Below are 17,933 nucleotides of genomic sequence, written 5' to 3'. Positions count from 1 at the left end.
CTTTCATATTAAAATAATTCATCAATAAGCGCATCAGTATGTTTATCTTTTTCAGTTTTATAATCTTTATTAATCTCTATCGTTTCTACGTTGTCTGCTGCTTCTTGAACAAGATCATCAAAGTTAAACACACTTTCGTATTTAATAACTTTATCAAAATCTGGTTCAGTTACAGGGTTCTTAGGCGTAAAAATCGTACAGCAATCTTCATAAGGCTGTATTGAAACTTCAAATGTTCCTATTTCTTTTGCTTTTTTAATGATGTCTTCTTTATCTAAAGAAACAAGTGGTCTTAAAATAGGAGTAGATGTAACATCATTGATTGCATACATACTCTTTAATGTTTGGCTAGCTACTTGACCTAAATTTTCACCATTTACGATAGCATTCGCTCCAATACGTTCTAAGATAATATCTGTCACTCGTAACATCATGCGTCTAGTAGATGTCATAGTATATCGTGGATGCACAGACTTATTGATTTGCTTTTGAAGTGCTGTGAAAGGAACAATGTGTAGTTTAATTGGTCCTACACGTTCAGATAATATGCGTGTCAGTTCAATCACTTTGTCTTTCGCTTTTTCACTTGTAAATGGTGGACTGTGAAAATGAATAGCTTCTATTTTTACTCCACGTTTCATAATTTCCATACCAGCTACGGGTGAATCAATTCCACCTGACAACTGAAGAAGTGTTTTACCACCTGTACCGGTAGGTAATCCGCCAGCGCCATTGATAACTTTAGTATAGATATATACGCCTTCTTTACGTACTTCTACTTTAATATTATGTGTTGGACGTTTAACATCTACTTTTAAATGATCAACTGATTTTAAAATAGCGCCACCTAGTTCTCTTTGTAGTTGATACGTATCTAATGAAAATGATTTATCTACACGTTTTACATCAACTTTAAAAGTATCTCCATTTGCAAACTCTTTAGCTAAAGAGACACAAAGTTGTTTTATATCTTCAAGATTCTGTGTTGTTTTAAATACTGGACTGATAGACTTTATACCAAATATTTTTGTTAAACGATTCATGACTTCATTAACATCCGCTTCCTCAAAAAGCGAGATAAACATGCGATCTCTCTCATATTTAACTCGTGTACCTTCTAATGAACGTAATGATTGAATAACGTTTTCTTTTAATACATTTGTGAATTTTCTTCTATTTGTTCCTTTTAACGTAAGTTCTCCATATCTTACCAAAATATGGTCATATTTCATTTATTTCAACAACTCCTTTATTTGAGCATAAATTAATTTAAATTTATCTTTAAATTGTTCGATATCTTTTTCTGTTGTCGTTTCACCCATGGATAAGCGAACGCTTCCCTCTATTCTGTTATCCTTAATGCCCATTGCTAACAAAACTTCATTTAATTTTTCTCTTTTAGACGAACATGCACTTGTAGTCGACACCATAATATCCAATTTTGAGAACGCATTAACAAGCACTTCTCCTTTTACTCCTGGAAAAGCGATATTTAAAATATGCGGAGCGCTATTTTCTGGAGAATTAATATACACTCCTTTATATTGACTTAAACATTCTCTAATTACTTTATTATAGCGTGATAGACGAAGGTTAAGCTCATTTAAATTTTGCATTGCAATTTCCATTGCTTTCACAAGTGAAACATTCATTGCTAAATTTACAGTGCCACTTCTAATTCCATATTCTTGGCCACCGCCAAATACTGTTGGTTCAATTTTTTCCTTATTATCGATAATTAATATGCCTTGCCCTTTTAAACCATTAAATTTATGACCACTAAAACTAATACTGTTTACATCCTCTAATTGCATCGGAATTTTCCCTAAAGCTTGTACACCATCTACGTGAAAATGTGCCTTAGGATATTGTTTTAATAATGATCCAATTTCTTTTATCGGTTGTATTTGTCCCATAACATTATTGACATACATACATGTAACTAAGCCTACATTATCCGTCATTAATTGTTCTAAATGATTAATATCTATTTGACCATTTGAAGTCACATTCACATATTTCAATATAAACCCTTGTGTTTCTAAATAACGCATCACTTCTAATACTGATGGATGTTCTAAGACTGAGGTAATGATTACATTCGCAAACTGTTTTTTTCTTAATGCAATACCTTTGAGTGCAATATTATTAGACTCAGTGGCACCACTTGTAAATATGACATCAGTATTTTTATTGAGGTTTAACATCTCTTTTACACGCGACTTAGCCTGTAATAATATTTTTTCTGATTGTAAACCCATTTGATGAGGGCTACTAGCATTATAATAAGCTTTCTCACTTACTTTTAGAAATGAATCTAAAACCGCTTGGTTTGGTTTAGTTGTGGCAGCATTGTCTAAATAAATCATATATATAGAACACTCACTTTCATCAATAACATATCTAAAACATATTTTAGATTTCTCGACTTAAAGATAGACACTCAAGCATTATACTATTTTTTTTAAAAAATAAAAGAGAATAACCTAGAAATATGTGGATGTCTAGGTCATTCTCTAACTATAAAAATGTATTATTCTTTAATTACTTCATTTTCAATATGTTTTGTTATACCAGGTTCTACACTTTCAAGTGCTTGCTCTGATACTTCAATTGAGCGTTTATAACGGTTGTTTTTAAATAAACGTTCTGCTTCGTTTAAGCTTTTATCTACAGTATGATGATCTTTACGATATCTGTTTCCATATTGAATTAATCGTTCTGCATAGACTGCATTGACTAATATATCATTCGCTTCATCTTCAAAAGTATTCATTTGAATTACAATTTTTGAAACTTTATCTTTAAGTTGTTTAACATGAAGCGGACGTTCGTTAAATTGTTCGCTGACCGCTCTTACTTCATGGTCGATTTCATTTTTCATAATAACAAATCGCTCTGGAACACTTGTTAAGTTCGAAGCAAGAAGTCGACGATAAATCTCTTCTTTTTTCGATTGAATTTTTAATAGATTATCTTCAGCCTCAGCTTCATCTTCTCTAAGTTGAATCAGATGATTTTGTAATTTTTCTTGTTCTTCATTAATCACTTTTACATGTTCATCTAAGTATTCTAAATTATCTTTTACTTCACTGTATCTCACAGCAGATTTTGACATTTCTTTTAGAATATCATCATATACTACAACTAGATTTTGAATTTCATTTTCATGTTGTCTAATACTATGAACATCACTTTCATTAATGAAATAGTTTTCTCGAATATAATCGATTTCTGTTCTAAGTGTATAGTTCATTTCTCTCGCTTTGAATAATTCATTTGTAATATCTTCTTTTGTTTCTTCAACTTCATTTTTAGCTTTTACTTCATGCTCAATTAAATCATACATTTCATCAAGTTTATCATTAATTTGTTGCAATTTGTCATTAGCTTCCTTTAATTCAAGACGACTAATCATAGGTTCTACAAAGTTTAATTCAGTTTTTAAGCTTTGTAATGTACCATCAATTTTTACATGATCCAAGTCATAACCATTTACTTTTAAATCTCTACAACCATATTTTAAATCTTGGAATTGTCCTGGTAACTCCTTTTGAGTTTCTCTAATTAAATCTGGAATTTCATCCATGTATTCTTTCGTTTCATTAATAGATTCATTTAATCCATTAATATGATTATGAGCCTGTACATAGTTGCCTTCTTCTTTCAGCATTTCATACTGATCAAGTTCTGGTTCAAAAGCCTCTATACGTTTTTCAAGAGGGGGTGCCGCTTCTCCAAATTGATGTCTATTTGCTAAAACATCTCTTTTCATTTCACGATAATCTGTTTTACATTTTTCATAGATTGCTTCGTTATCTTTATGTAGAGAAAGAATTTCATTTACTTCATCTACTTGTGACTGGTAACCAGCTTCATATCTATCCATTAACTCATGAGCATCATCAATTTCAGTTTGAGCTCCTGCAAATTGGAATTTATCAAGTTGAAGCTCAGCGTCATGAATTTTTTCTTCTACTGGTGCTAAATAGTTATTAGTGTGATCTAATGTATCTTGTTTTAACGCGTCGTATTTTGTTCTCGTTTCACCTTTAAGATTTAAAGCTGATAACTTTTCTAAATTATCTTCAAAAGGTAACTGTTGAACTTTTAATTTACGTTCTTCTGCTTGCTCAACCATTTTACGTTTGTTAGAACGTAAATAAAACACAATACCGACAGCAATCAATATAATAATAATAATTGCTAATATAATGTATAAAACCATCTCATTCTCCTCCTATATTATCATTATTATAACGTATCTTATCTCGTCATTAAAATAAAATTCAAAAAATTGATTGAAAAAATTTTTACATTTATACTAATAACCAAAATATTGATAGAGAGGTTTTTATATGCCCACAATTAAAGAAACAAATTACAACTTATTAGGTAAACAACTTGCAAGTCTTATTGAAGATGAAACAAATCTAATTGCAATTTTAAGTAATACTTCAGCTTTACTCAATGACAACTTAGATCAAATCAATTGGCTAGGATTTTATTTAATTGAAAATAATGAACTTATTTTAGGTCCTTTCCAAGGACATCCTGCTTGCATGCATATCTCTATAGGAAAAGGTGTATGTGGAACTGCAGTTGCACATAACCAAACACAACTTGTAGATGATGTAAATACATTTCCTGGTCACATCGCTTGCGATGCTAATAGTAAATCTGAAATTGTCGTTCCAATCCATGTTAATAATGAAATAATAGGTGTATTAGATATTGATGCACCTATTACACAACGATTTAATAAAGACGATCAACAAGGACTAGAAGAGATCGTATCTATCTTAGAACATCAATTATCAAAATAATAACTTTAAATGAATCCTTGACACTTTAAAAAGTAATGGTACAATGGATTTTGTGTGAATTAACGAAAATAGCAGTTGTATATTATTAAGCTCTATGTTGTTCCCGATGTGGACGTGTCATGTAACTGTAGCTATAAGGTGAAGACACATAAAACAATATATCTTAATGAGCATACAACACCCTTTTTTGTTTATTCATTCCAACAAAAAAGAAAAAGGAGGAGTCTTATTATGGCTCGTTTCAGAGGTTCTAATTGGAAAAAATCTCGTCGTTTAGGTATCTCATTAAGTGGTACTGGTAAAGAATTAGAAAAACGTCCTTACGCACCAGGACAACATGGTCCAAACCAACGTAAAAAATTATCAGAATATGGTTTACAATTACGTGAAAAACAAAAATTACGTTATTTATATGGAATAACTGAAAGACAATTCCGTAACACATTTGATATTGCTGGTAAACAACACGGTGTACACGGTGAAAACTTTATGATTTTATTAGCTAGCCGTTTAGATGCAGTCGTTTACTCATTAGGTTTAGCACGTACACGTCGTCAAGCCCGTCAATTAGTTGGTCATGGTCACATTGAAGTTGATGGTAAACGTGTTGATATCCCATCATACACTTTAAAACCTGGTCAAGTTATCTCAGTTCGTGAAAAATCACAAAACTTAGATATCGTTAAAGAATCTGTTGAAATCAACAATTTCGTACCAGAATATTTAGATTTCGATGCTGACAGCTTAAAAGGTACTTTCGTTCGCTTACCAGAACGTAGTGAATTACCAGCTGAAATTAATGAACAATTAATCGTTGAGTACTACTCAAGATAAGTTGATTAATATTCTACCACCCTTCCCATTTTGGTTAGGGTGGTTTTTTTATTTATAACTTAAATATATCATCGGGTATATCTGAGATAATTCCATCTACTCCTAAATGAATCAGTTTCTTCACATCTTTCCCATTATTTACTGTATAAGGTATTACTTTTAAATGGTGTTCATGAGCACGTTTGATAAATTTTTTATTTATTAATTTATAGTTAGGATTTATAAATTGCGCAAAAGAAGCTATATTTTCAAAATCAGGTTGTTTGTACCAGTATTGCTTTTTACTTATTAAAACACCTAGTACATATTTCTTTGTGTATTCAGACATTCTTTTAACACTTTCCACATCAAATGATTGAATAATGACTCTATGAGAGGGAATTTGAAATTTATCTAGTTCCTCAAGTAACGCTTTTTCAATGCCAGGATACTGTTCTGGTTTTTTTATTTCAATAAGTAATGTTTTAGAATAATTTTTAAATAAAGAAAGTACTTCGCTAAAAGTAGAAATACAGGTATTTTTAAAAGATTCACCATGTTTAATTCCAAAATCAAATTGTTTTAATTCTTCTAAAGTAAAATCTTTTACTTTACCCTTTTGATTCGATGTGCGGTCAATGGAATCGTCATGAATGACTACTAAATGTTTATCTTTTGTAAAATGTACATCAATTTCTAACATATCAATATGTTGCATAAGAGCTGCTTTAAAACCTTCCAACGTATTTTCAGGATATTTCTGCGATAATCCACGGTGTGCAACGATTTGAAATGATGTATTAGGCTTTTGTATTTTCATTTTTAAATACCATCCTTTAAATTAATTATATGTTCAACTACACTTAAATTACCATAATGATATAGGAGGTCAATAATAATGGTTAAACACGATTTTGTAGTTCATACTTCATGGCGTGGAGGTCGTGAAGAAATCGGTAAAGTTAAAGGCGATGTAATTTCTGAACAAATTTCTATTCCCTCTTCACTTGGTGGTAATGGAACTGGGACAAATCCCGATGAAATGTTAGTTGCAGCAGCCTCCTCATGTTATATTATCTCTTTAGCTGCTACACTTGAAAGAGCTAAATTTACTCATATTCATTTAGAAATTAAGTCAATCGGGAGTGCAATTTTTGAAAATGGAAAATTTAAAATGGAAAAAATCACTCATTATCCAACAATATCTCTTCCGGAAGAAGAAAAAACGTATCTTAATAAACGACTTCCTAAACTTTTAGATATTGCTGATCATCATTGTATGATATCTAACTCAATTCGGAACAATGTTGAAATAGAAATTCAAGCAACCATTCAAGATTAGAACTAAAAGCGGTCGATTTAACTGCCGCTTTTTATTTTAGACTTTTAAATTTTCAGAATATTTGGTAAAATTAAAAAATCTTATATCAGGAGGAAGATTTACGATGTATTATTATGAACCTTTATTATTAACACCTGGACCAACCCCTGTACCTGATGAAATCACACATGCACTCAATTTATCAATGGTAGGTCATCGTTCTTCAGATTTTGAAGCTGTCGCAGAAGAAGCATTTAATCATTTAAAACCTATGTTTGGAACTAAAAATAAAGTAATGATTCTTACTTCAAGCGGTACTAGCGTCTTAGAAGCTAGTATGGTAAATATAGTCAATCCTGAGGATCATTTTATAGTCATTGTATCAGGCGCATTTGGCAATCGTTTTAAACAAATTGCTGAAACATATTATAAGAATGTACATGTTTATGATGTAGAATGGGGAAAAGCTGTCGACATTGAAGCATTTGAAACATATTTACATTCACTTAATCATGATATTACTGCTGTATTCACTCAATTTTGCGAGACTTCTACTGCTGTACTTCATCCTATACGCGAATTAGGAAAAGTGATTAAAGGATTCAATCAAGACATTTACTTCGTTGTCGATGGCGTAAGTTGTATTGGTGCCGTTGATGTCGATTTAGAAAGAGACAATATTGATGTACTTGTGTCAGGTAGCCAGAAAGCTTTAATGTTACCGCCTGGTCTATCTTTTGTTGCTTATAATCATCGTGCACAAGAGCGATTTAAAGCAGTTAAAACACCACGTTTTTATTTAAATTTAAATAAGTACTTTGATTCTATTGAACAAAATTCTACTCCATTCACACCAAATGTTGGATTATTTAGAGCAGTTAACGCTTATGCTGCACTTATTAAAAAAGAAGGATTTAACAATACCATTCACAGACATTATTTGATTAGAGATGGTTTAAGAGAAAGTTTAAAAGCATTAGATTTAAAATTATTAGTTACTAAAGATTCATATGCCTCTCCTACTGTTACTTCTTTTATCCCTCACGATAAAGACGAATTAACGTATATTAAAGCAACACTAAAATCAAGATTTAATATTACTATTGCTGGTGGTCAAGGCAAACTAAAAGGAACAATTTTGAGAATTGGTCACATGGGAAAAGTGTCACCTTTTGATATTTTATCTGTTGTTTCAGCTTTAGAAATAATTCTTACAGATTATCGTAAAGTCAATTATATTGGTAAAGCTACGCTAAAATTTACGGAGGTAATTCAACATGACGCATAATATTTTAGTTTCAGATCCAATTTCAGAAGAAGGTTTACAAAGTTTAATCAATCATCCTGATTTTAAAGTTGATTTTAAGTCAGGTTTAACTGAAGAAGAACTTGTCGATATTATTCCTAACTATCAAGGGTTAATCGTACGTAGTCAAACTCAAGTCACAGAATCTATTATTAACCATGCTTCAAACTTAAAAGTTATCGCTAGAGCCGGTGTAGGCGTGGATAATATTGATATAAAATCAGCAACTCTAAACGGTATACTCGTTGTAAATGCTCCCGATGGAAATACGATTTCTGCTACTGAGCACTCAGTTGCTATGATTTTAGCAATGGCACGAAATATTCCACAAGCTTACACATCACTAAAGAATAAAGAATGGAATCGTAAAGCATTTAAAGGAGTTGAATTATATCAAAAAGTATTAGGTGTCATTGGAGCAGGACGTATTGGTTTAGGTGTAGCAGAAAGATTAAAAAGTTTTGGTATGACTGTTTTAGCTTATGACCCCTTTTTGACTAAAGAAAAAGCAGAGCAACTTGGTATTGAACTAGCAACAATTGATGAAATTGCTCAACGTTCAGATTTTGTTACCGTTCACACACCGTTAACATCTAAAACAAAAGGAATTATCGATGCTCATTTTTTTAATCAAGCTAAACCAACATTACAAATCATTAACGTAGCTAGAGGCGGAATTATTAATGAAAACGACTTGCTTAATGCCTTAAATCAACATCAAATTGCTAGAGCAGCATTAGACGTATTTGAAAATGAACCTCCCCTAGATTCACCACTTCTCGATCATAAAAATATTATTGTAACTCCTCATTTAGGTGCATCTACGATCGAAGCACAAGAAAAAGTAGCTGTATCAGTTGCTAAAGAAATTGTTGATATTTTAGAAAATGGTCATGTTACAAACGCAGTCAATGCACCTAAGTTAAACTTAAACCATATTGATGAGAAGACACAACAATGGCTTCGTATTAGCCAGCTTTCAGGTGAATTGGCTATACAATTATTAGATGATGCGCCTAGAGAGATTAAAGTGACTTTTAACGGAGAAAATGCTAAAAAAGAAGCTGATTTAATTACTCGATCAATCGTCACGTCAATTTTAAAACAAAATTTAGGTGAACGCGTGAACTTAATTAATGCAATTGCATTATTAAACGAACAAGGTATCACTCATCATATTGAAAATCGTGCTTCACAGGGGACATTCAGCAACTATATTCAAATTAATGTGATAAGTGAACATGAAGAAGTAAAAATTGGTGCAACTGTCATAGACGGATTTGGTGCACGTATTGTAAGAATTAATGATTATTCAGTAGATTTTAAACCTAATGCTTATCAATTTATTTCTTATCATAAAGACTTACCAGGAATGGTAGGTTTAACAGGTCAACTACTCGGTAAACATGATATCAATATAGCTTCAATGTCTTTAGGAAGAAGTTCTGAAGGCGGACAAGCAATGATGATTTTGTCAATAGATCAACCTATTACTCAACAAGTTATTAAAGAATTATATGAAATTGGTGATTTTGATAAAATCTACGGTACTACTTTATCAATATAAAAAATAAGAAAGGAACGATGATAATATTCGGCGTTCCTTTCTTTTTATTATTTATTAAGTAGAATATGTCTAATGTCACAAATATGATTAACAATATAGTCAGCACCATGTTGCTCTAGCGCTTCTTTTGCTGCTTCCCCACTTAAACCAGTTAAAGTACCTATAAATGTTGCCCCAATCTTTTTAGCACATAATAAATCCGCTAATGAATCACCAACAATAAATACATCATCCTTATTAACAATATGTTTTTGATTTTGAATATAGTGCAAATAATCTTCCTTATTGTTTCCATAAAGAGTTGCAATATAACTAAATGGATTAGGTTTACCTAGTGGCCCTTCTTTTGGAAATATTGACTCAGCTTTCAATACTTCACTCGCTGTGACAATATGCTTTTCATTAAAAAAAGATTTAAGACCAAAGGATTCAAATGGAACAATAGTTTCTGTTCTTGGTCTACCAGTTGCAATGGCAATGTTAAAACCTGCTTGTTTTATATCATTTAATAATGTTTTAATTTCTTCCACAGGACGTAAGATCATTTCTTCATAAATAAAACCAGACTTAGGAATAGACAAAGGAGTAAGTTTTTCTACTTTTTCATATAAAGTTGTCCCTAAATACCATTCTTGATATACTGCTCTAGCTAAATTCCAAAGCGGACTTTTTAAATTAAATAATTTAGCATTTTCAATATTTAATTGATCTTTTGCGTAATCTTCTAATTCAAGATAAATATTCTCTTTACCACTTTGACTATTTTGAATAAATTCTAACGGTACTGCATAATTAACTTTAAATTGATAATTATAAGATTGTAAGTCACGTAGGATCTCAACTGAAAACGTTTCAACATGAGTTACTTGTCTAATTGTTTCTGAATCCAACTGTTTCAAGAGATGGATGAAATGAATACTAAATACAACAAATAACATATCCCAGTTAGAATTAAGCCCTAAAGATTTTAATTGATTTAAAATTTGATCGTTTAAAAATACTCGTGTTCTTATATCTTCAATTAATTCATCATTCATATGATTAAAATGTTGAGCACTATCTAAACCTAAAAAATCATCACTCTTTAATAGTTCTTCAACTGTTAAGGCGGATACATCAAAGCAACGTTCTTCACTTAAAAACACACCATCTACATCAAATAAAATTGATTTCATCGACATCTCTCCATTTTTCGACTATTCTGATACTTATAATCATAACGAACATTTATATAAAGTCAATGTAATAAAAATAAGAGCCAATGCTTAAAATCTAGCATTAGCTCTTTTATATAAACAATATTTATCAATAGGACTATAGTGTAACAAATGATTCGGACATATAATGTCGCTTTTATTGTTTCTATTGAATTATTTCATCTGTTTTTCAATTTCATCTGCTACTTGTTGAACATGTGTACCAATAATTACCTGTGTTGAATGATGCCCATTTTTCGTCACCCCAACAGCTCCAGCATTTCTAATTTTTTGTTCATCAATAATCGTATTATCTTTTAGTTCTAAACGAAGTCGTGTAGCACAGTTTGTTAAACTATCAATATTAGATTTTCCACCTAAACCTTCTAATATTTGTGTAGCTAGTTGATGATATTTTCCACTTTTTGATTTATCTGTAGTCGTCGTTTCTTCTACTACTGGATCAGCAAGTAAGTTATCACCACGTCCTATTGTATTTAAATTCAATACTTTAATCATAACTCTAAAAATAACATAATATAAAATAAAGAATACAATACCTTGAACTAATAGCATTAAAGGATGATTTGCGACTGGATTAATGAGTGATAAAGCATAATCAATTAATCCTGCACTAAATGAGAATCCTGCAGTCCAATGAAATAGAGATGCAACAAATAATGAAAGCCCTGTTAATAAGGCATGTATTATAAAAAGTACAGGTGCAACAAACATAAATGCAAATTCAATTGGCTCTGTAACTCCTACTACAAATGCTGAAATAGCACTTGCTAAAAACCATCCCCATACTTGCTTTTGTTGCTTTGTCTCAGCACTGTGATACATTGCAAGTGCTGCTGCTGGTATACCAAACATCATAATTGGGAAGAAACCTGCTTGATAACGTCCTGTTATACCTTTTACTGCATCTACACCTGTTTGGAATTTACCGATATCATTAATTCCTGCTGTATCGAACCAAAATACTGCATTCAATGCATGATGTAAACCAGTAGGAATAAGTAGTCGATTAAAGACACCATATAAAAATGCACCGAATGAACCAAAATCTACTAACCATTCTCCAAATGCAACAATGCCTGAAAAGACCATAGGCCAAATAAATAATAGTATTACTGCTAATATGGTACTAAAAAATACAGTCATAATAGGTACTAATCGTTTACCACTAAAAAATGATAAGGCCATAGGTAATTCAACTTCACTAAATTTATTAAAAGAATATGCTGCAATTAACCCGATAATAATACCAAGAAATACATTAGAATTATCCATTTTTGTAAACCCTAAGTTAACTGCTTTTTCTTTTATATTAAATAACTTAGCCACATTTTCTGGATTTAATACTTTCGTTACCATAGCATATCCTAACGCACCTGCCAAAGCAACCGCACCATCGTTCTTTTTAGCCATACCAATAGCTACACCGATAGCAAAAATTAGTCCTAATTGTTCTAAAATAGCTGTTCCTACAATTGAAAAGAACATGGCTACTGTAGGAAGAATATGAAGTGCGTTTAGTAAGTTGCCTATCCCAGTTATGATCGCTCCTGCTGGTAAAACAGCTACAGGGAGCATTAACGATCTTCCGAGATTTTGAAAGAATTTAAACATCTTTTATCCTCCTTTATTTATTAAAAATTATATTTTTTATGTATTTAGTCTAATATATAATTTATCACATTTGTAAGCGGTTACGCTATATGTTCATATTATATAAATAGACAATGTGATGACAAAATAAAAATGATACGCTTTAACCAATAAAGATTAAAACGTATATATTTAATAAGATAATATAAATGATTTTTATTATTGGTTGAGATAATTAACTGATATTTTATTTCAAAACTATTTTTTTACTAAATAATCTTTCTGCATTGATTAAATAAAAATGATTAAAGTCAAAATAACAAGAACACTACGTTAGATAACCATAATTGTTGTAACTATAATAAAAAACTCAATAAATCTGGTAAGATATGCTACTAATGAAAAATAGATTTCTTAAAAACTTGTCACTTTTACTCATTGTACTTCTATCATTCATTTACCAATTAATTATTATTACTTATAAAAAAAAGAAGATTCTCTATTTAGAAAATCTTCTGATGAATAACGCTATCAATATCTATTAAAGACGTTCTTGAATAATATAAAGTTCATGTTGTAACTGTGCTGTACGTCTTTCTATTTCTTTAGTTAGAAAATCAATTTTTTCGTTACGCTTTAAATCATTAGGTATGTCAGACTGATAAATAGGTTTACCAAATTTAATCATCGCTTGACCAGTGACTAAACCATGTAGCTTCGTTGGTCCAACATAAGCAGCTGGTAAGATTGGTGCTTTACCTAGCATAGCAATCGTTGCAGCTCCACGTTTTAAAGGCGCGCCTTCAACTGAAGTTCTATGACCAGTTGGGAAGATACCTACTGTTTTATAATCTTTCAATAATTTTACAGGTTGTTTTAACGTACTAGGTCCCGGATTTTCTCGATCTACTGGAAAAGCATTTAAAGATCTTAAAAATTTGCCACCCCATTTATTACTAAATAATTCTTTTTTAGCCATATAATGAATTTCATTTGGAATTAAAGCTAATCCTAATAAAATCACTTCATTATAACTTTCATGGGTACAAGTCACAACATATTTACTATCTTTAGGAATGTTCTCTTTACCTACAATATGTAATGAGCGTGCCATTTTTACAATTATTAATTCTAAAAATTTACTAATAAATTTATACATTTTGTCACCTACTTCTAAGTTTCTACACTTAGTCGATTTTATCATTAACTTATCACGTGAACAAGATTTTAAAAGATACATCTTAAGTCTGATAGCTATTTACTAGAAATATTTAAATATTTTCTTCATAATTGAGATAATGGTTATTATATATACGGAGGTTTAATATGACAGAATATAATCAATATTTTCAATCCAGTGATTATCAGCATTCACGTCCACCTAAACCGAAGTTTCCATGGTTTAGAATTATTATTATTGCTCTAATCGCTGGTATCATAGGGGCATTAATTGTTTTAGGAGTTAATCGACTTATGAATGGAGATGATTCAAATAGTGGTGGATCTCAAGTCCAACAAGCTACGAATGATAAAGGTGGCAATGTGTTAGACGGTAAAAGTGATAAATATAAATCGGTTAATGCCATGATCAAAGATGTCTCTCCTGCTATTGTAGGTGTCATCAATATGCAAAAGGCAACAAGTTTTGACGATTTATTACAAGGTAAATCAACTAAAGCTCAAGAAGCCGGTGTCGGTTCTGGTGTTATTTATCAAATTAACAACAATTCTGCTTATATTGTCACTAATAATCACGTTATTGATGGTGCATCACAAATTAAAGTACAATTACATAACGGTAAACAAGTAGAAGCAAAGCTTGTAGGTACAGATGCAGTTTCAGATATTGCAGTTTTAAAAATTGATTCTCAAAAAGGCATTAAAGCAATGAAATTTGCAAATTCTTCTAAAGTTCAAACTGGCGATAGTGTTTTCGCAATGGGTAACCCACTTGGCTTAGAATTTGCTAACTCAGTAACATCAGGTATTATTTCTGAAAATGAACGTACAATTGAATCTAATACCACTTCTGGTGGAACTAAAGTAAATGTGATACAAACAGATGCAGCAATTAATCCTGGTAACTCTGGTGGTGCATTAGTAGATGTTAATGGTAATTTAGTAGGTATTAATTCAATGAAAATTGCTGCTGACCAAGTTGAAGGTATTGGTTTTGCAATCCCAAGTAATGAAGTAAGAGTTACAATTGAACAACTTGTTAAACATGGTAAAGTAGAACGTCCTTCAATTGGAATAGGGTTACTTAATTTAAGTGATATTCCAGAGTCTTATAAAAAAGAATTGAAAACTGATCGTGATACTGGCGTGTATGTTGCAAAAGTTAGCCACTCTAGTGAATTAAAAGTTGGTGATATTATTACTAAAGTGGATAGTAAAAAAGTAGATGATGATACAGATTTAAGAACGTACTTATATCAAAATAAAAAACCCGGTGAAACCGTGAAGCTGACTGTTATACGTGATGGTAAAACTCAAGACGTATCAGTTACTCTTAAAAATCAAAAATCAATATCTTCTCAATCATATAGTTCTGAAGATAATAATAGTCAATTTATTCGATAATAAATAACGAGGTTAATCCAAAATAATGGATTAACCTCGTTTTCAATACATTCTTCTCAGATAAGATTATTTATAATTTACCATGAAGTATTTTTTCTTACCACGGCGAATAATTGTAAATTCGTTATCAAATTTATCTTCATCAGTTAAGTTGTAATCAACAGACTGTTTTCTTTCACCATTAATATAAATTGCTCCGTTGTTTACATCTTCTCTTGCTTGTCGTTTTGAGGAAGCAATTCCAGATTCAATTAAAACATCAATAAGATTAGTTGTTGCTTTAGAAACTTCAACTTGAGGTACTTCTTTAAACCCTACTTTGATATCTTTACTTGATAAAGATTTTAAATCACCTTTAAATAATGCCTCTGAAATTCTAATTGCATCATCAAGTGCTTCTTTACCATGAATAAATTCTGTTACATTTTCAGCAAGTGCTTTTTGAGCTTCTCGTAAATGTGGTGCTTCATCTCTAGATTGTTCAAGGCGATTAATATCTTCTTTACCTAAGAATGTAAAGTATTTTAAGAATTTAATAACATCTTCATCAGATTGATTAATCCAGAATTGATAAAATTCATATGGTGTTGTTTTTTCAGCATCTAACCAAACAGCTCCAGATTCTGATTTCCCAAACTTTTTACCATCAGACTTTGTCACTAATGGAATAGTTAAACCATAAACTTCTGTTTGACCATACATACGTCGCATTAACTCAATACCACTTGTAATATTACCCCATTGATCAGAACCACCAACTTGAATTTTACAATTAAGTTCACGATTTAAGTGACCAAAGTCAATTGCTTGTAAAATAGTATACGTAAATTCTGTATATGAAATTCCATTTTCTAATCGTGATTGAATTGAGTCTTTACCTAGCATATAATTGACACCTACATGTTTACCATAATCACGTAGGAAACTTATTAGTGAAATTTGACTTAACCAGTCTTTATTATTAACGAGTACGGCTCCTTTATCTGTACCAAATTCAAATAATTTATGCATTTGAGCGCTTAAGCCTTCAACATTTTTTGCTACTTGATCTTCAGTTTGTAATACACGTTCTTCAGATTTACCAGATGGGTCTCCAATCATACCAGTGCCTCCACCAATCAGTACTATTGGACGATGACCATGTTCTTGGAATCGACGTAATGTCATAAATGGTAAAAGATGACCAATATGTAAACTATCAGCAGTTGGATCTGCACCACAATACAACGTTACTTGCTCTTTATTTAATAAATCTTCAATACCTTGTTCATCAGTTTGTTGATAAATTAAACCTCTCCATTGTAATTCTTCTAGTAATTCATTTGACATAGTTATATCCTCCTATAAAATTTATTTTTTTATTAAATAAAAAAGCGCCCTCACAACAATGTAAGGGCGCTTATGCACGTTACCACCATACTTAACAATTCAAGTAGAATTGTTTACTCTATTAATGATACGCTCATTAATAAACGTTGAATAAATAGGTATGAGGTGTATTCATATATAAACACATGTTAGTTCACAGCATCCACTAACTCTCTGTTAAGTTAATTTATATATTACTTCTCCTCTTATTCAATACATATTGAATTGATAATAATTATAAAAAAACCTCTTCTAAAAGTCAAATATACTAGATATGATATACTGTATTTAAATTTTAGGAGGGCTACCATGAAATTATTATTTAAAGATGTTCAATTTAAAACGTTTGAAAAAAATTATAAATTTATAAAACATATTATGGTAGGCCTTTTGAGTATTATAGTCTTAGGTTCTATACTTATTGTTCTTGGTACTGCCACATATTTTCATCATCTCACTCAAGAAGCTTCAAATATAAGTGATACTGAATTAAAACACCGTGTATTACACTTTTCAGGTGATGAGATGTTGAATCATGATAAAAATATTTTAACTGAATATGATCATTCTCAGAACTCTCTCATCGTAGGTCCAAAACATGTAAGTTCAAATGTAATTAAAGCATTAATATCTTCTGAAGACACATTATTTTTTAAACATGATGGAATTTTACCAAAAGCGTTAATAAGAGCAATGATACAAGATGTTTTAAGTCTAAATTCTCGTTCTGGAGGAAGTACAATTACACAACAATTAATAAAGAATCAAGTCTTAACAAATGAAAAAACATACAGTCGTAAGGCAAATGAAATTATATTAGCGATGCGGCTTGAAAAAATATTATCTAAAAATGAAATTATTTATACATATCTAAATATTGTACCGTTTGGACGCGATTATAATGGTGCAAATATAACTGGAATTGCGTCTGCTTCCTATAGTTTATTTAACGTTCCCCCCTCCAAGTTAAATGTTGCACAATCCGCTTATCTTGTTGGGTTATTGCAGAGCCCTTATACGTATACACCGTATGAAAATAATGGTGATTTGAAGGCTTATAACGAAGTTAAAATTAGTATTGACCGTCAGCATTATGTATTAAAACGAATGCTAGTGGAAGGGATAATTACTAAAAAGACATATCAACAAGCAAAACAATATACTATTTATGATCATTTATTAACTAAGCCTCAATGAACCAATCAATATCTTATATCGCACATTATACTAATTTAAATGGTTTATGAGTACTAAATTCAAGAGATTTTTAAAATAAATATGGGAAAACAAAAAACGTCTGAGACAGTAAAGGCACTGAACCCTTAAAATGGGAACTTAA

15 protein-coding genes are annotated in these 17,933 nt (G+C 30.9%); 7 read left to right on the top strand and 8 right to left on the bottom strand.

What is annotated here, in order from left to right; translation table 11 throughout:
- Positions 1-8: 8 nt before the first annotated feature.
- The 3 genes from thiI to ezrA all read right to left on the bottom strand — a co-directional run bounded on the left by thiI (position 9) and on the right by ezrA (position 4,228).
- The gene (gene thiI / locus HMPREF3046_RS00460; RefSeq protein ID WP_070715523.1) at positions 9-1,232 is read right to left on the bottom strand and encodes a tRNA uracil 4-sulfurtransferase ThiI; all 1,224 of its coding nucleotides are present in this window, start codon (positions 1,230-1,232) and stop codon (positions 9-11) included.
- The gene (locus tag HMPREF3046_RS00455; protein ID WP_070715521.1) at positions 1,233-2,369 is read right to left on the bottom strand and encodes a cysteine desulfurase family protein; all 1,137 of its coding nucleotides are present in this window, start codon (positions 2,367-2,369) and stop codon (positions 1,233-1,235) included. It abuts the gene before it with no gap.
- A 164-nt stretch (positions 2,370-2,533) separates the two neighbouring features.
- Positions 2,534-4,228, bottom strand: a complete 1,695-nt coding sequence (ezrA, locus tag HMPREF3046_RS00450; protein ID WP_070715519.1) for a septation ring formation regulator EzrA — start codon at positions 4,226-4,228, stop codon at positions 2,534-2,536.
- 130 nt (positions 4,229-4,358) lie between these two features.
- Between ezrA and HMPREF3046_RS00445 the strand changes: the two genes are divergently transcribed.
- Entirely contained in the window at positions 4,359-4,826 is a 468-nt protein-coding gene (locus tag HMPREF3046_RS00445) for a GAF domain-containing protein (protein WP_070715516.1), read from the top strand.
- Between the two features lie 231 nt (positions 4,827-5,057).
- Entirely contained in the window at positions 5,058-5,660 is a 603-nt protein-coding gene (gene rpsD, locus HMPREF3046_RS00440; RefSeq protein WP_070715515.1) for a 30S ribosomal protein S4, read from the top strand.
- Positions 5,661-5,712: 52 nt separating this feature from the next.
- Here rpsD and HMPREF3046_RS00435 read toward each other — a convergent pair whose 3' ends face one another.
- Positions 5,713-6,459, bottom strand: a complete 747-nt coding sequence (locus HMPREF3046_RS00435; protein WP_070715513.1) for a glycerophosphodiester phosphodiesterase — start codon at positions 6,457-6,459, stop codon at positions 5,713-5,715.
- Between the two features lie 78 nt (positions 6,460-6,537).
- Between HMPREF3046_RS00435 and HMPREF3046_RS00430 the strand changes: the two genes are divergently transcribed.
- The 3 genes from HMPREF3046_RS00430 (at position 6,538) to serA (ending at position 9,833) form a co-directional block, all read left to right on the top strand.
- Complete coding sequence (locus HMPREF3046_RS00430) at positions 6,538-6,981, top strand: OsmC family protein (RefSeq protein WP_070715511.1); 444 nt, start codon at positions 6,538-6,540, stop codon at positions 6,979-6,981.
- Positions 6,982-7,084: 103 nt separating this feature from the next.
- Complete coding sequence (locus tag HMPREF3046_RS00425; RefSeq protein WP_070715509.1) at positions 7,085-8,248, top strand: pyridoxal-phosphate-dependent aminotransferase family protein; 1,164 nt, start codon at positions 7,085-7,087, stop codon at positions 8,246-8,248.
- Complete coding sequence (gene serA / locus HMPREF3046_RS00420; RefSeq protein ID WP_070715507.1) at positions 8,238-9,833, top strand: phosphoglycerate dehydrogenase; 1,596 nt, start codon at positions 8,238-8,240, stop codon at positions 9,831-9,833. The genes HMPREF3046_RS00425 and serA overlap by 11 nt, the downstream gene beginning before the upstream one ends.
- Positions 9,834-9,880: 47 nt before the next feature.
- Here serA and HMPREF3046_RS00415 read toward each other — a convergent pair whose 3' ends face one another.
- The 3 genes from HMPREF3046_RS00415 to HMPREF3046_RS00405 form a co-directional block, all read right to left on the bottom strand.
- Positions 9,881-11,008: an HAD family hydrolase gene (locus tag HMPREF3046_RS00415; protein WP_070715504.1), complete on the bottom strand. Its 1,128-nt coding sequence runs from the start codon at positions 11,006-11,008 to the stop codon at positions 9,881-9,883.
- Between the two features lie 195 nt (positions 11,009-11,203).
- Positions 11,204-12,664, bottom strand: a complete 1,461-nt coding sequence (gene nagE, locus HMPREF3046_RS00410) for an N-acetylglucosamine-specific PTS transporter subunit IIBC (RefSeq protein WP_070715503.1) — start codon at positions 12,662-12,664, stop codon at positions 11,204-11,206.
- A gap of 520 nt (positions 12,665-13,184) precedes the next feature.
- Positions 13,185-13,802 (bottom strand): lysophospholipid acyltransferase family protein, encoded by a 618-nt coding sequence (locus HMPREF3046_RS00405; RefSeq protein ID WP_070715502.1) that lies wholly within the window; start codon positions 13,800-13,802, stop codon positions 13,185-13,187.
- 167 nt (positions 13,803-13,969) lie between these two features.
- Here HMPREF3046_RS00405 and HMPREF3046_RS00400 point away from each other — a divergent pair, with 167 nt between their 5' ends.
- A complete protein-coding gene (locus tag HMPREF3046_RS00400; RefSeq protein WP_070715499.1) occupies positions 13,970-15,226 on the top strand; it encodes a S1C family serine protease in 1,257 nt (418 codons plus the stop codon).
- Between the two features lie 66 nt (positions 15,227-15,292).
- Here HMPREF3046_RS00400 and tyrS read toward each other — a convergent pair whose 3' ends face one another.
- The gene (gene tyrS, locus HMPREF3046_RS00395) at positions 15,293-16,555 is read right to left on the bottom strand and encodes a tyrosine--tRNA ligase (protein WP_070715498.1); all 1,263 of its coding nucleotides are present in this window, start codon (positions 16,553-16,555) and stop codon (positions 15,293-15,295) included.
- A 348-nt stretch (positions 16,556-16,903) separates the two neighbouring features.
- Between tyrS and HMPREF3046_RS00390 the strand changes: the two genes are divergently transcribed.
- Positions 16,904-17,791 carry a transglycosylase domain-containing protein gene (locus tag HMPREF3046_RS00390; protein WP_070715496.1) on the top strand — a complete coding sequence of 296 codons (888 nt, stop codon included), beginning with the start codon at positions 16,904-16,906 and terminating at the stop codon, positions 17,789-17,791.
- The last annotated feature ends 142 nt before the right edge of the window (positions 17,792-17,933 follow it).

This window comes from Staphylococcus sp. HMSC070D05 (assembly GCF_001815595.1).
GTDB classification, from domain to species: Bacteria; Bacillota; Bacilli; order Staphylococcales; family Staphylococcaceae; genus Staphylococcus; species Staphylococcus hominis.
Note: the sequence above shows the minus strand (reverse complement) of the source record. Positions and strands in the feature narration are given on the sequence as shown.